This is a genomic window from Paenibacillus sp. MAHUQ-45 (assembly GCF_058133325.1).
The window spans coordinates 362,810-377,236 of sequence record NZ_JBYUPV010000005.1; the positions used below are offsets into that span (position 1 = coordinate 362,810).

At 50.3% G+C, this 14,427-nt stretch carries 15 protein-coding genes; 11 read left to right on the forward strand and 4 right to left on the reverse strand.

What is annotated here, in order from left to right; all coding sequences use genetic code 11:
• Nucleotides 1-45: 45 nt before the first annotated feature.
• Both AC3Y23_RS14305 and AC3Y23_RS14310 read right to left on the reverse strand, forming a co-directional pair.
• Complete coding sequence (locus tag AC3Y23_RS14305; protein WP_379199947.1) at nucleotides 46-714, reverse strand: zinc metallopeptidase; 669 nt, start codon at nucleotides 712-714, stop codon at nucleotides 46-48.
• A gap of 36 nt (nucleotides 715-750) precedes the next feature.
• Complete coding sequence (locus AC3Y23_RS14310; protein WP_379199949.1) at nucleotides 751-1,182, reverse strand: MerR family transcriptional regulator; 432 nt, start codon at nucleotides 1,180-1,182, stop codon at nucleotides 751-753.
• A 609-nt stretch (nucleotides 1,183-1,791) separates the two neighbouring features.
• Between AC3Y23_RS14310 and AC3Y23_RS14315 the strand changes: the two genes are divergently transcribed.
• From AC3Y23_RS14315 to AC3Y23_RS14335, 5 genes are all read left to right on the forward strand, one after another.
• Nucleotides 1,792-3,183 (forward strand): ammonium transporter, encoded by a 1,392-nt coding sequence (locus tag AC3Y23_RS14315; protein WP_379199951.1) that lies wholly within the window; start codon nucleotides 1,792-1,794, stop codon nucleotides 3,181-3,183.
• Nucleotides 3,184-3,214: 31 nt separating this feature from the next.
• On the forward strand, nucleotides 3,215-4,297 hold the full coding sequence (locus AC3Y23_RS14320) for a DUF294 nucleotidyltransferase-like domain-containing protein (RefSeq protein WP_379199953.1): 1,083 nt from the start codon (nucleotides 3,215-3,217) through the stop codon (nucleotides 4,295-4,297).
• Nucleotides 4,294-5,043, forward strand: coding sequence for an exonuclease domain-containing protein (locus AC3Y23_RS14325; protein WP_379199955.1), 750 nt, complete (start codon nucleotides 4,294-4,296; stop codon nucleotides 5,041-5,043). The genes AC3Y23_RS14320 and AC3Y23_RS14325 overlap by 4 nt, the downstream gene beginning before the upstream one ends.
• Before the next feature lie 113 nt (nucleotides 5,044-5,156).
• Complete coding sequence (locus AC3Y23_RS14330; RefSeq protein WP_379199957.1) at nucleotides 5,157-5,444, forward strand: hypothetical protein; 288 nt, start codon at nucleotides 5,157-5,159, stop codon at nucleotides 5,442-5,444.
• 64 nt (nucleotides 5,445-5,508) lie between these two features.
• On the forward strand, nucleotides 5,509-6,069 hold the full coding sequence (locus AC3Y23_RS14335) for a TlpA family protein disulfide reductase (RefSeq protein WP_379199959.1): 561 nt from the start codon (nucleotides 5,509-5,511) through the stop codon (nucleotides 6,067-6,069).
• 84 nt (nucleotides 6,070-6,153) lie between these two features.
• Here AC3Y23_RS14335 and cimA read toward each other — a convergent pair whose 3' ends face one another.
• Nucleotides 6,154-7,773 carry a citramalate synthase gene (gene cimA / locus AC3Y23_RS14340; RefSeq protein WP_379199961.1) on the reverse strand — a complete coding sequence of 540 codons (1,620 nt, stop codon included), beginning with the start codon at nucleotides 7,771-7,773 and terminating at the stop codon, nucleotides 6,154-6,156.
• A 197-nt stretch (nucleotides 7,774-7,970) separates the two neighbouring features.
• Here cimA and AC3Y23_RS14345 point away from each other — a divergent pair, with 197 nt between their 5' ends.
• The 3 genes from AC3Y23_RS14345 to AC3Y23_RS14355 all read left to right on the forward strand — a co-directional run bounded on the left by AC3Y23_RS14345 (nucleotide 7,971) and on the right by AC3Y23_RS14355 (nucleotide 11,244).
• Complete coding sequence (locus AC3Y23_RS14345; RefSeq protein WP_379199963.1) at nucleotides 7,971-9,263, forward strand: DNA polymerase IV; 1,293 nt, start codon at nucleotides 7,971-7,973, stop codon at nucleotides 9,261-9,263.
• Nucleotides 9,264-9,425: 162 nt separating this feature from the next.
• Entirely contained in the window at nucleotides 9,426-9,668 is a 243-nt protein-coding gene (locus tag AC3Y23_RS14350) for a ferredoxin (RefSeq protein ID WP_379199965.1), read from the forward strand.
• Nucleotides 9,669-9,798: 130 nt separating this feature from the next.
• Nucleotides 9,799-11,244 carry a L,D-transpeptidase gene (locus AC3Y23_RS14355; protein WP_379199967.1) on the forward strand — a complete coding sequence of 482 codons (1,446 nt, stop codon included), beginning with the start codon at nucleotides 9,799-9,801 and terminating at the stop codon, nucleotides 11,242-11,244.
• 4 nt (nucleotides 11,245-11,248) lie between these two features.
• Here the strand turns inward: AC3Y23_RS14355 and AC3Y23_RS14360 are convergent, their stop codons facing one another.
• Nucleotides 11,249-11,380: a hypothetical protein gene (locus tag AC3Y23_RS14360; protein WP_379199969.1), complete on the reverse strand. Its 132-nt coding sequence runs from the start codon at nucleotides 11,378-11,380 to the stop codon at nucleotides 11,249-11,251.
• A 211-nt stretch (nucleotides 11,381-11,591) separates the two neighbouring features.
• Between AC3Y23_RS14360 and AC3Y23_RS14365 the strand changes: the two genes are divergently transcribed.
• Genes AC3Y23_RS14365 through AC3Y23_RS14375 form a run of 3 tightly spaced genes read left to right on the forward strand, consistent with a single transcriptional unit; the run spans nucleotide 11,592 to nucleotide 13,974 of the window.
• Entirely contained in the window at nucleotides 11,592-12,686 is a 1,095-nt protein-coding gene (locus AC3Y23_RS14365; RefSeq protein ID WP_379199971.1) for a quinone-dependent dihydroorotate dehydrogenase, read from the forward strand.
• 30 nt (nucleotides 12,687-12,716) lie between these two features.
• A complete protein-coding gene (gene yjbM, locus AC3Y23_RS14370; protein ID WP_379199973.1) occupies nucleotides 12,717-13,529 on the forward strand; it encodes a GTP diphosphokinase in 813 nt (270 codons plus the stop codon).
• Entirely contained in the window at nucleotides 13,519-13,974 is a 456-nt protein-coding gene (locus AC3Y23_RS14375; protein ID WP_379199975.1) for a DUF309 domain-containing protein, read from the forward strand. The genes yjbM and AC3Y23_RS14375 overlap by 11 nt, the downstream gene beginning before the upstream one ends.
• Nucleotides 13,975-14,427: the final 453 nt, after the last annotated feature.

Below are 14,427 nucleotides of genomic sequence, written 5' to 3' on the forward strand. Positions count from 1 at the left end.
CAACGTGGTATGGAGACACCCCTTAAAAAGATGGCAGATCAGATATTAGTCACGATTGCCGAGGAAGGAAGTTATTAATCTTAGCAGTTCAAGTAGAGATACTAGTGCTGCAGCCACGTAAGTCAAAGCGGCGGCATTCAGAACCTTTGCAACTCCGTGTTCCTCATCATTACGGATGTAGCCTTGCTCCACCATGACTTGACGGGCGCGGTTGCTGGCGTTGAACTCTACCGGCAAAGTAACCAACTGGAAAGCCACGGAAGCCGAGAAGAAAATGATGCCAAGACCGATCAGGTTGAAGGAGCTGAAGAGGAATCCAGCGATCAGCATGAAGGGGGCAATGCCGGAAGCGAAGTTAACTACCGGGAACATCCGGTGACGCAAGGTCAGCATCGGATAATGCACTTTATGCTGGATTGCATGGCCTACCTCGTGACAAGCTACGGATACGGCAGAAATAGAGCTTTCATAATATACAGGCTCCGACAGACGTACAACACGGTTGATTGGGTCATAGTGGTCAGATAGAGCGCCTCTTACAGGTTCGATAGGAACATCGCTGAGTCCATTGACGTCCAGCATGTGACGAGCGGCATCATATCCGGTCATTCCATTGGAGGTTGCTACCTTGGACCATTTGTTAAACGTGCCTTTGACCCTGAACTGGGCCCATAACGAGAAAATAAAAGCGATAATTACTAATAAGTACATCATATGTCATTCCTCCAGAGTGTTGTGTGAACAAGCTGCTTACATTGACGGTCCGTGGGTCAGTAAAAGGCGTATGGCTTCAATACAGGCCAAGCCTTGAGGGAGAAGTGCGGACATCGCTCTGTTCGCTTGCCCGGGCTTCAGCCCACTGATCATTGGTTCAAGAGCTTTGACTTCGCGTTCTAACTGCTGCATGTGAAGCTCTAGCTCTACAAGCTTATCGGATACATCCGCTTCAGGAGCGGCCGTTTTCCATTTGCTCATCATGACCTTGATCTCTTCCAATGTATACTTGTCATGCTTCAATTGAGTAATACGTTCCAAAGCGGCCAAGGTTTCATGACTGTATAAACGATAATTTTTCATGCTCCGCGACTCCGGAGAAATAAGACCTAACTTGGTGTAATAATCAATCGTACGTTCACTGATGCCGGCAAACTTGGCCAACTCTCCAATTCGATACAGGGTCATATCCCCATGTTAACTCACCTCGCTGCTGGGAATCAGACAACCGGGTTGTGGCAGTCATTCCTTATATTTGGCAATCTTAAACCTGTCTCTACAATGATAACAAACTGTAAACCGTACAGTCAAACGTGATACTTACCTAAAGTATATGCTTGCTATGAGGCGAAAATACCTGACATGAACAATGAGATGTCCTGATCGACCCTTCTTATGTCAGCTTTGAAAATAGAGGAGGGATACATCGTTCACATCTATAGAATGGTATGAAATAGTAAAAACATAACACGTGATGTTAAGTGATTCGCGTTTTAGACGGTACTATGAAAACACGAACAATAAGGTTGTGTTATTCGTGAATCTTATTGAAAATACATAAAATGATGATCAGACACAGCAATTCGATGGATGCGGTTACAATAAAAGCGAACGGATTTCTCATGCTATCCTTGGTCGGGGATCTCCAGAGCTTAAGTTAACGCATTAGATGCCGGCTATAAAATAAATAATGAAAAGTTTATAAAAACCCTTGTCAATTTACCTCACTCCTGATTATAATGACATTAAGAGTTTCACAACTTGTTAGAAAATATAACATTAGGGGAGTGGGGAACAATGAGAAAGAAATGGTTGGTTTTGGTGTTAGCGATGATAACACTGATGATCTATCCGGTAAGTGCGTTTGCAGCGGATGGTCCGAGTACTCCGGAACTGCAAATCGGGCTCGACACAGCATTTACCTTCCTGGCCTTTATTCTGGTATTCTTTATGCAAGCCGGTTTTGCACTGCTGGAGGCTGGTTCGGTAAGAATGAAGAACGCGGGTCACGTCGCTGGTAAAACAGTGTTGACGCTAGCGATCGCAAGCCTTTGCTTTTGGGCTGTTGGCTTCGGACTTGGCTTTGGTAACGGCAACGGATTCTTCGGTACAACGGGCTTCCTCTATGGTGGGGATAGCACCGCAGCTTCCTTCGATTCCCTGGCTGGCTCTGATGTAACGCTGAATATTAAATTCCTGTTCCAAATGGCTTTTGCAGCGGTATCGCTGGCCATCGTATCCGGTGGTATGGCGGAACGTGCTAAACTTAGCGTATATATTATCTTCGGGATTATTTTCTCGGTAGTCATCTATCCGGTAGTTGCTCACTGGGTATGGGGCGGTGGCTGGTTGTCTTCTCTGGGTATGCAAGATTATGCCGGTTCCACTGTAGTCCATCTGACGGGCGCAACCGCAGCATTAGTGGCCACAATATTGCTGAAGCCACGACTTGGCAAATTCAATAAAGAAGGCAAACCGGTCATTATTCCGGGTCATAACCAAGTCTTCACTGTCCTCGGTGTTATCATTCTCTGGTTCGGCTGGTTCGGATTTAACCCTGGTAGTGCGCTGTCACCAATGGGTGGTTTCTTCGGACACGTAGCAGTAACTACAAACATTGCGGCTGCAGCAGGCGGCTTGGCAGCACTGATCGCTTCCTGGCTGTATTTCGGCAAATCGGATATCCCTGCTATGCTGAATGGTGTGTTGGCAGCATTGGTAGCTATCACAGGAGCATGTGCCTTCGTTGAGCCTTGGGCTGCAATCCTGATCGGTTTTGTAGCAGGAGCATTCACTTTCATGACAGCACAATGGCTGGAGCGTGCGGGTCTGGATGATCCGATCTATGCGTTCTCTGTTCACGGTCTTGCCGGAATGTGGGGTGCGGTATCCACTGGTTTGTTCGCAACACCTGAATTGGCTGAAACTACGGGTGTAGGTCAAGCGGGCTTGTTCTACGGTGGGGGCTTCCATCAGTTAGGTGTTCAAATCCTTGGCGTAGCCGGAACATTCGTCTTCGTAGCCGCACTGTCCTTTATCATCTTGTATGTTATGAAACTGGTGAATGGCATCCGGGTAACGGAAGAGGAAGAATTGATGGGACTGGATATCAGCGAGCATGGTACCTATGGCTACCCTGAGCAAATGAAGTTGATTACTGATTCGGAATCCAAAGCTGTCAATCGTTAATATAACTTCACTTATAAGGGAGGCGAACCGCTTGGCTTCGATGGAGTCTGCAGGATGGATCAATGAGGACTACTATACTTCCATCGCAACGGCTGGTTCGCCACATGAACTTAAGCAAAGGCGCATCACCTGTCAAAATGTGCTTCTACAGCAGTTGAATGTGATTTCGATTGGTGAATGGCTGTCACGCGTGAATGCCATGCATGATCTCATTGCCAAGGCCGCAGTGCAAATATGCGAGGCGCAGATGAGAGAGGCGGGCTACGGCCCGCCTCCCTGCGCTTATTCCTTTATTGTATTCGGCAGTGCGGGCCGACAAGAAGCTACATTATGGAGTGACCAGGACAATGGTTTAATTGTGGATGGAGAACCGGATGGAGCTAAGAATCGGTATTTCGAAGCCTTTGGTGCACTGCTCTCTGATGTATTAGAGGAAGCAGGGTATGAGAAATGCGAAGGCAAGGTCATGTGTTCCGAGCCTATGTGGCGCAAGACGCTCCAGGAATGGAAGGAACAGCTCGAAGGATGGAGAGAGCAGCTGGAATGGGAGCCAGTTCGCTATCTCATTATTGCTTCAGATATGCGTCATGTTGCCGGAGATGCTGGACTGTCGGCGCAATGGCTGAAGGCTTATCATGAAGGATTCATTGGCAATGAGAAGCTTAGCGCAGCCGTGTTGCGCAACACAGTCCGTCATAAGGCGACGCTTAACCTGCTTGGTCAAGTGCTTACTGAACGATTCGGGGACTACGCCGGAGGCTTCGATATCAAATACGGCATGTATATCCCGCTGGTTAACAGTGTAAGGCACTTGTCTCTGTTACATGGAATTCAGCAGAGTGCTACTTTGAAACGGCTTGCGGAACTGGAGCAACTTGGGCAGTATGATCATCTTGGTGATATCCATACAGCGTTTCTGACAGCACTACGAATGCGATCTAATACACCTTATATCACTCGGGATGGATTGTTGCTCAGCAGTGATTATGTGTCGGAGCAGGACCTTAAGAGCAAGCAGCTGATGTCGGAGCTGCGTGGAAGTCTGCTATTGGTCAGGCGTATTCACCGTGCCTTGCAAAGACAGCTTAGAGCAGCGGAGAGGAGGCAGTCATGAAGGAGCCGAACAAGGGCGGCGGATTCTGGAGCAACTTGAGACAAGGAGGAATGCCGTCGGCGATTGCTTCCATGCGGGGTGGTGAGACGGCGCAGCAGAGCGCTCAGCAGATGGCTTTTATTCGCTCGTTGATGCGGGAGAAGCGGCGGCCCGAAGTGCTGCATACTCCGCTGTCACAGCTGGAAACAGTAATCTTTGACCTGGAGACAACAGGCTTTTCCCACCAGCACGGAGACGAAATTATGTCCTTCGGGGCGATACGGGTGGTAGGAGAGGAGATCAAGGAGGAAGAATGCTTTTATACCTTGGTTAACTGCCAGACGACAATTCCGGCTAACATTACAGAGCTAACTGGAATCTCTGAAGACATGACCAAGACAGCGCCACCTCTGATGGAGGGGCTTCATAACTTTATGTCCTTTGTGGGGCAGCGGGTACTGGTGGCTCATGCAAGTGCACATGACAAAGCTTTTCTAAATGCGGCCCTATGGAAAACCTCTAAGGTTCAGTTAACCCATCGTGTGCTAGACACAATGATGCTGGCTAGATGGCTGGAGCCGCAGCGGAGCAATTACACTCTGGATGAACTGCTGGCCGTGCATAGTATACCGATTAAAGGACGGCATCATGCTCTGGAGGATGCTAAAATGACGGCGCAGCTCTGGGTGGCTTACCTCCGTGAGATTGCCAATCGGCGTCAGGTAGAGACGCTGGGTGATCTGTACGCTTATTTAAGTAGAGCCTAGAGCGGCTAATTCACACAAGCCATTGTGTGTATCCGTGGGCATCCGCGCTGGGCTCTGACCAGTCCACCGTTCCGCGCAAACTTCACAAGACATCATGTGTGTATCCATGATCCATGGGCAGGTGTACAGATGCAGCGGGTAAGGCGCTACGCCCGCGCTTGGCACAAGCTGTTGATGCGCATGCCCCCCGCTGCGGCAGCTACCGGCAGAACTCCGCATGTATGACGTGGACAACTGGACAGCGGGTGGCCTCCCCAGCCCTTGCTGTAAGTAAGAATCCATCCGAGTGGACTGGATCCTTCTCCGGCGTGCTGTCAATTGTTCACCCCTCTCTTCATTTGGATTTCGTCCTCAGCGGCGGAGTCCTTTTTTTATGTGCGACAAATTTATGGGTGGTTTGAAACTTTACCGAATGGGGGTACAATAGTTAAGAAACTATCCCATTTCGCAAAGGAACAGACGCCAATGAAAGCTGTTAATAAACGGAATTTAGCGGTAGTAGCCTTGATTGTTATTCTGGGTGTGCTTGTAATGTGGCGTGAACGGGGATCGGAAGCGGTAGCTGTATTCAATTCGCAGGAGCTGCCCACCGAATCTGGACCTCGTGCCGGATTGCTGGCGCCAGCGTTGAGCCTTCAAGGAAGTGATGGCAGCACATATCAAGTAGGCGGCAAAAGAGAAAAAGCCGTCATGCTCAATTTCTGGGCTTCTTGGTGCGATCCCTGCCAACAGGAGGCTCCAGAGCTGAATGTTATTGCCCAAAAGTATAAAGACAAGCTGGATATTTACGGCATCAATGTGACCAGCCATGATTATAAGCCGAATGCTGAGCGTTTCGTGAAGAAGTTCAAGCTGACTTTTCCGGTGATGTACGATCTGAAGGGCGAAGCCTTTGCCAAATTTAATGGCGCGGTCTTTCCGACCAATGTGCTTATTGACAAGAACGGTGTCATCTCCGAGATTATACTGGGTATCCTGACGCCGGAGGAATTGGAAGCGAAGATCGTTACACTTACTGGTTCTTAGAAAAGGAGAATCATTAGCACCTGAAAAATCCCACTATCAGCAATGACGCTGCTGATAGTGGGATTTCCTGTGTTCGCGGCTTCGTTAATGGTTAACGAGACCTCTTGGCTCATGTTCTTCCAGCTGCTCATGCACCTGGGAAATCTGACCAAGCAAAGCATAACGCATACTGTCGACTAGTGCTTCCCAACTGGCTTCAATCACGTTGCTGGATACACCAACAGTACTCCAGGTTTGATGGTAGTCTTTCGACTCGATCAATACGCGTACCTTGGCCGCTGTTTGATCCTGTTCATCCAGAACCCGCACCTTATAATCGGAGAGGTGCATTTCTTTGAGTTGCGGGAAGTAGGTTAGCAGAGCCTTACGCAGCGCGTTGTCGAGCGCATTGACCGGACCATTGCCTTCCGCGGCGGTGTAGAGGCTCTCTTGCCCGACCCGGATTTTGACAAAGGCTTCGGAGACAACAGGGCTGCCGGCATTTTTCTCCACCAGCATTTTGAAGGATTCGAAGACAAACAACTCATTCACTTCACCTGTTGCTTCACGAAGCAGCAGCTCTAGTGAGGCGTCTGCACCTTCGAACTGATAGCCTTGATGCTCCAGTGTCTTGATCTTGTCGATAACTTTGCGAGCCTGTTCGCTGCTTGGATCGAGTTGAAGTCCCATGTCCTGGGCTTTCGACAACACATTGCTCTGTCCTGCGAGTTCTGAGACGAGAACGCGTTGCTTGTTGCCGACAAGCTCGGGCGCGATATGCTCATAGGTACGCGAATCGCGCAGGATGGCGGAGACGTGAATACCGCCTTTGTGAGCAAAAGCCGCATTCCCTACATAGGGTTGATTCACAGGCATGTTCACATTGGCCACTTCGCTAATAAAGCGGGCGGTGTTGGTGAGCTGTGACAGATTATCGCCCGGAATACAGTGGTAACCCATCTTAAGCTGCAGCGTAGGGATGATGGAACACAGGTTGGCGTTGCCACAGCGTTCGCCGTAACCGTTGATGGTTCCCTGAACCTGGCGGACACCTGCACCGATGGCGCTAAGCGTATTGGCCACTGCCAGTTCGCAGTCATTGTGGGTGTGGATCCCGAGCTTAGCGTCTGGCAGCCGTACCGTCAATGATGTTACGATCTCCTGTATTTCATGGGGAAGTGTTCCACCATTCGTGTCGCACATGACCAGCCAGTCTGCGCCGGCTTCTTTGGCTTTGGCCAAGACTGCAGCGGCGTATTCGGGGTTATTTTTATAACCGTCAAAGAAATGCTCGGCATCAAAAATAACTTCAAGGCCCTTGTGCTTCAGAAAAGAAATGGAATCCCCAATCATGGCGAGATTCTCCTCCAGAGTAGTCTGGAGTGCGGTATGCACATGGAAGTCCCATGACTTACCTACGAGTGTGGCTGCAGGCACGCCTGCGTCAAGCATTCGCTGCAGATTGTCGTCATGCTCAGCCAGAGAGTTCTTGCGGCGGGTGCTGCCGAAGGCGGTGATTTTGGCGTTCAGGTGAAGCTCCTTGACTCTTTTGAAAAATTCGATGTCTTTATTGTTGCTTCCCGGGATGCCACCTTCAATATAGTGCACACCCAGATCATCGAGTTTCTTGGCGATCTTCAGTTTGTCGTCGGCCGACAGACTGATACCTTCACCTTGGGTGCCGTCGCGCAACGTTGTATCGAAGATGGAGATGGACTTTGACATGATAGTCCTCCTTAAGGGAAATGAATTCATATATTATAGCATTTTTACGCGGGAATGTAACAGAGAACTTTTTTGCACGGCAACGTGGTAGAGAACGTATGTGCTAAAAAAGAAGGTGCGGCAAGTTGACCTTCGCTCAGGGTAGCGGTATTCTAATTCTGACAATAGAAACCATAAGAGGATAGAGGGTAGATATTGTGCAGAATGTTGACCAATATTATCCTGCAAGCGGCCGTGTGATCCTGCATGTGGATATGAACGCTTTTTACTGCTCTGTTCATGAGGCGGAGGACCCGGCTCAATATAAGGACAAGCCGACGGCCGTGGCCGGAAGTGTGGAGATGCGTAAGGGAATCATTGTGACCTGCTCCTATGCTGCACGCCGACTGGGAATCTCTACGGGAATGCAGGTGCAGAAGGCGCTGCGGATCTGTCCATCGCTAACTGTTATTAAGCCAAACTTTCATCTATACCGCAAATATTCCAATGCGTTCATGCAGATTGCCTATAGTTATACTCCTTTACTCGAAGCAGTCTCCATTGACGAATGTTATCTGGATATTACCGGCTCTCGCCAGTTTGGGACACCGCTGGAGATTGCGGAGAAGATCCAGCGCCGCATTATGGAGGAGCTGGGCCTTCCGTGCTCCATTGGAATTGCTCCGAATAAACTCTTGGCTAAGATGGCCTCCGATCTGAAAAAGCCGAACGGTATTTCCGTACTGCGGCTGCGCGATGTTCCGAATATTCTGTGGCATAAGCCCTGCAACGAAATGTTCGGGATTGGCGGGAAGACGGCGGAGAAATTAAGGAAGCTTGGGATTTACAGCATTGGACAGCTGGCTGCCGCCGACGAGGTGATGCTGACTGAGCATTTTGGTGTAATGGGTTCCTGGCTGAAGCGGGCAGGTAATGGGATCGATCATGGTGTCGTCAACCCGGAGCGGGAACAGAGCAAGTCGATCGGTCATACGACTACTCTGCCGCAGGATGTTATAGGCATCGCGGAGGCCCGGCCTATCCTGCTCAACCTGAGTGACCAGGTAGCAAGGCGGCTGCGGAAGCAGGGTCTCGTGGCTGCCGGTATCCAGTTGACCATCCGTACGCCTGATATGAAGACGATCACCCGTTCGCGGCAATTGGATGCACCTACAGAGACGGCAGAGGATATCTACAAGGCGGCCTGTGACTTGTTTGTGCGCCATTGGCGGGGAGATAAGCCCGTGCGATTGCTTGGCGTGACCTCTCAAGGGCTGTCTCTCAAAGAAGAGGCGGCGATCCAACTGGATCTGTTCGATTACGAGCGTCAGCCCAAGAAGGAATCGCTCAATAAGACAATGGACATGCTGCGCAATAAGTTTGGCGAGAATGCGGTGCTGACGGCAGGAATGCTGAGCGACACGCATTCTTCGTTGCTACGTAACCACAAGGATCGAGGCACCTCGCTGCAGAAAGATAATCTCGGGCATTTGGAGCGGGATCAGGACTGAAATAAAGGCATGGCTGTCACCTTAGGTCAGCTACCATATTTTGAGGCAGAAATGCAAACGTCTTGAAATATCATTGAAATTGCATTCCTTTTATATTAATATGAGACAAATAACAGACCGTTCATACGGCGCTGCATTGTTTAACAGGAGGCAAAGATAAATATGGCTAAGTACACTTGGGTCGAGAAGGATACTTGCATTGCATGCGGTGCATGTGGCGCAACGGCCCCTGATATTTATGATTACGATGATGAAGGTTTGGCGGAAGTTATTTATGAGAATGACGGAAACCACGGCGTAACAGCAATTCCAGATGATCTGTTCGACGATCTGCAAGATGCTTGCGACGGATGCCCGACAGATTCCATCAAGATTGCGGACGAGCCGTTTAATAAAGAAGGTTAATTCACCCGCGATATTATTGTCATACGACATAAAAGACATCCTTTGGCACATTTTCGGTGCTGGGGATGTCTTTTTTTTCTTGTCTGACCGATAGTAATAATGAAGGAATCTTTTAATAGCGGAGGTCCCGATGAAAAATATACAGCATCTCAAAGCTTACGTGCAGATGCATCCTGACAACAAGATGGCATGGTACTTGCTTGGGAAAGAATATTATAAGAACGGACAGCAGGGCAAAGCCAATTATTGCTTCAACCAGTCCGGGGAGGTCTATGAGGCTTTCGAGCATAGCAAGGTGCCAGCTGAGATGCTGCGCGAGTATGAGGAAGGTCTGCTTCAGGCTGGGCGTGAGCGAGACCGAAAACACAAGAAGATTCGCCGCGCGCTGCTGGCACTAATTCTCTTGTTGCTGGTAGCCATCCCTTCGGCAGCTGCACCTGGGCTTGTCCGGCCATGGGAAGCCGATGGGGCTTCTGCTCCGGCTCTGGCTTCGGAGGATTCAGACACGGCTGATCTTGCCGAGACTCCTGCGATGGCTAAACCGGAAAATAGCCAGGCTCCGAACAAGAGTCAGCTATCCTTCACTGCGGTAGAAAGTGGAGACGCTTCCTCAGCCGGCAAGGTGCTGGTCGCGCTGCTCGGTAGCAAGCAGCCGGTCTCCAAGACAACGGTACTCGGCATGAAGCGTCAAGGACAATGGCTGATCTGGAAGAAGCGGCTGCCACTGATTTCTACGCTTGAAAAGACGGGTAACGGAGCCATCGAGTATCAGTCCTATGAGCCTGCTGTCTGCAACTGTAAGCCGCCAGAGCATGGCGAGCTGGCCAAGCGGGCTGGAGAGTGGCAAGACGCACAGGAAGAGCAGGCTGTGTTGTGGAGTGCAATGAAGGCCTACCAAGCCGCTAAGGGAAAGCTGCCGGATGCAATGAAGGATCTCGCTGGACCGTTTCCCGGGAATTGGCTGGGGGGCGTCACACCGGCTATGAAGCAGGCATTTAAGCCGCTCAGGGCGGCGGCGATCCCGGGAGCCAAGGGAGATCAACCGGAACAGCAGGATACGGCCCAAGCGCCCCAAGGAGCTGCTGGAAGTGGGTCAGGGGCCGGCGGCGGGGCTCCGGGCCAGCCCTATTTTGCCAGCCCGCTTACTATTATTATAGATAAAAAAACACACCGTCTGGCAGTCGTCAGCGGCTCGGTGATGCTGCGTAACTATGAAGTGGGTCTTGGTGGTGACCGTACTCCCGAGGGGCATTTTGTAATTTCAGATAAGGTCGTTAACCCGAATGGGCATGACAACGGAGAGTTCGGTAGTCGCGGTATGCAGCTTTCCGATACGAATTATGCCATTCATGGCACGAATGATGTGAACAGCATCGGCAAGGATGAGTCGTTGGGATGTATCCGGATGAGGCGTGGGGATGTAGAGGAATTATTCGCACTGGCGCCTAAAGGAACGAAGGTAGAAATAAGCAAAGGGGTTCTGCCTGCAGAACTGCTGCTGCCGAAGGAACGCTTCTCACCGGCAACTTCAGCGAATCAGACCAACCCCCATAAAAAGTACCACTGGTTGAACTAGTGGCCTAAAGCACAATCAACAGCACAATAACTAAGATAATGAGCGCTGCAAGACTGACGCCGATCCACAAGAGGGCTTTGCGGTTCACTTCTTCCTTCTTCTGCTGCAGTGTAGGGGGTTTACGTTTAGTTGACATACAGTTCGACCTTCTTTCTCTTATAATCGGTGATTACCCTTACATTGTAATGCGTTTACAATAAAATTACTATACTTGGCATCCGGGTCCTTTGGGGCGGAAAAGGGCAAAAAACTTTTCTTTTCACCCGGAAAAGGCTAAAATCAAGTAGAAACCTACAGAAGCGGGGAGACTTAAGCACTAGCAATGACCCCATGAAGGAGCGAGAAGGGTGCTGTATCGTAATTTTGGAAAACCGATTTTCTTCAAAATGGACGCCGAGAAGGCGCACCATCTGGTCGTTGGCGGCTTGGACAAAGCGGCATTCGTGCCTGGTGGCAGCGCGGCTCTGCGACTGATGTACGGGGTGCCGGAGACGGCCGACATGGCTGTCGATTTGTTCGGGGTTCATTTTCCTACCCCGGTGGGACTGGCTGCGGGCCTGGATAAGAACGCCGCAGCGGTGCCGGGATTTTCTTCCATTGGCTTTGGCTTTATGGAAGTGGGTACGGTGACGCCCAAAGGACAGCCGGGCAACGAGAGCCCACGCTTGTTCCGCCTGCCCTCAGACGAGGCTCTGATCAACCGGATGGGCTTTAACAATGACGGAGCTGAGGCTATGGTCCAGCGCCTGAAGGCGCTGAAGCACCGCAGAATTCCGGTTGCGGTCAATATTGGACGGAACAAGGCGACAAGTAATGAAGCGGCCCATGAGGATTACCGCCAGTGTATCCGTACGCTGTATCCGTACGGTGATTTTTTTGTGGTGAACATCAGCTCGCCGAATACACCAGATCTGCGCAGCCTTCAGCATGGCAGTGAGCTGTCGTTCCTGCTGGCCCAGGTCAAGGAAGAGATGGAAATTCAGCGCAAGGCGACCGGACTGAACAAGAGCCTGCTGGTGAAGATCGCTCCCGACGTGAGCGACACCGAGCTGGAATATATGGTACATACGCTGACTGAAGCAGGGATGGACGGTATTATCGCTACTAATACTACGATAACCCGTGAGGGGCTGAGCCACGAGAAGGCGGGAGAGGCCGGGGGGCTCAGCGGGAAGCCACTTCGTGACCGTTCCACCGAAATTATCCGCAAAATCTATCGTCAGACCGACGGCAAAATGCCGATTATCGGCTCGGGCGGGATTTTCACCAGTCAGGATGCCTATGACAAAATTCGGGCGGGCGCCAGCCTGGTTGAGATTTATACAGCCCTTATCTATGAAGGGCCTGAAGTGAACCGGAGGCTGCATGCCGGATTGCGGCAATTGCTGCGCCGGGACGGATTCCGTACACTTTCCGAAGCGGTGGGCGCGGATCATCACTGAGGAAGACGAAAGGACAGGAGGACGAAGGCGATGGACGGAAGGGATTGGGGAACTTTTTTACTTCCATATGAGCAAACTGTGGAGGAACTGAAAGTTAAGTTTAAGACCATGCGTTCGGAGTTGAAGAAAAGAGAGGAATATACGCCAATCGAGTTCGTAACCGGACGTGTGAAGAGACTATCGAGCATTCTTGAAAAGGCTAAGCGCCTGAATGTGAAGATGGAAGATCTGGAGACGGGCATCGAGGATATTGCCGGCATTCGCATTATGTGCCAATTCGTGGAGGATATCCGCAGAGTGGCTGAATATATCCGGGCCCGCAAGGACCTGGAGGTCCTCTATGAGAAAGATTACATCACCAATTATAAAGAGAGCGGCTACCGCAGCTTTCATATGATTATTAAATATCCTGTACAGACGGCCCTGGGCCAAAAGATTGTGCTTGCCGAGATTCAGATCCGCACGCTGGCTATGAATTTCTGGGCGACGATCGAACATTCCTTGAATTATAAATACCGCGAAAGCCTGCCGGATGAAATCCGGTTGCGTCTGAAGACAGCAGCGGAAGCGGCATCGATTCTTGACAGTGAAATGTCCAGTATCCGTGAAGAAATTCTGGATGCGCAGAAGACCTTCGAGGAAAATTCGAATACAACCACGCAAGTGCTGAAGGCGATCCACCAGTTGTATTTCTATCATCTGGTCAATGAGGCCATCGAAAGTCAGGAACGGTTCAATGAAATCTGGCAGGCTCATGATATGGACGCGATGAAGGGTCTTCTGGACCATGTACGCGGACTTCTTTCGGAAGCGAAGAAAGGCGATTTGCCAGATGGGCTATGAACCGCTGTACCTGGAATATCTGGTCTATTTCAACAGGGACAGAGATTATTTCGAGTGTCATGAGGTGCTCGAGGAGCTGTGGCTTGCCAAGGATAAAGATCCTGTGTATAAAGGATTGCTTCAGATCGCTGTAGGACTGTTCCACTTCCGGAATAACAATGTGCGCGGCGGGCGAATGATGCTGGAGAGTGCGGTTTTCAGGCTGGAGCGAGAAACGACCAGGGAGCTTGGTATTGATCTCGTGAAGCTGGTGCTTGAAGTGAAGGACTATGCCGCCCGTCTGGAGCAGTTCGAGCACCAGCCATTCGCCTATTACGATCTCACGATCGACATTATCGATTCGGTGCTGGCGGATGAAGTCTCCCGGGTGAGTGACAATCTTCAGCCGAACATTCCCCAGCGCCGCAAGCCGCAGCGACCATCGAAGACCAAGAACAGGCACTGATTTTATTTCGGGGTTCTTTTGGGGCGATAGTGAAGCGATGATTTCAAATGTAAGACTTAAATCGACTGCGCGGCGTTAAAGCTAGAGTTAAGGCTAACGCTAGGACTAGGTAGGGCTAACGCCAACGGTAGAGCTAGAGCTAACGGTGGGGCTAACGCGAAAGCTAACAGTAGTGGTAGAGCCGTAGGCTATTGGTCGCTGCTGATTCACTCCTTAAGGGCTTCATCGTCTAATTCAATCGATGAAGCTGTACTCTCAAATAACAGCATTTTTGTACCTTATATTTTTCATTTTGCGGAAAATAGAGGATATAAGAGCATTTTTGTAGCTTATTTTCTGAATAATATGCTTCAGGGTAGGCCTGTTGATTAGCCAAAAAAAGGTAGAAAAAAAGCCGCCCGTTCGTTACAGTGTTTGTACCCCTACAAACAGTGGAAACGAGGCGACTTCATG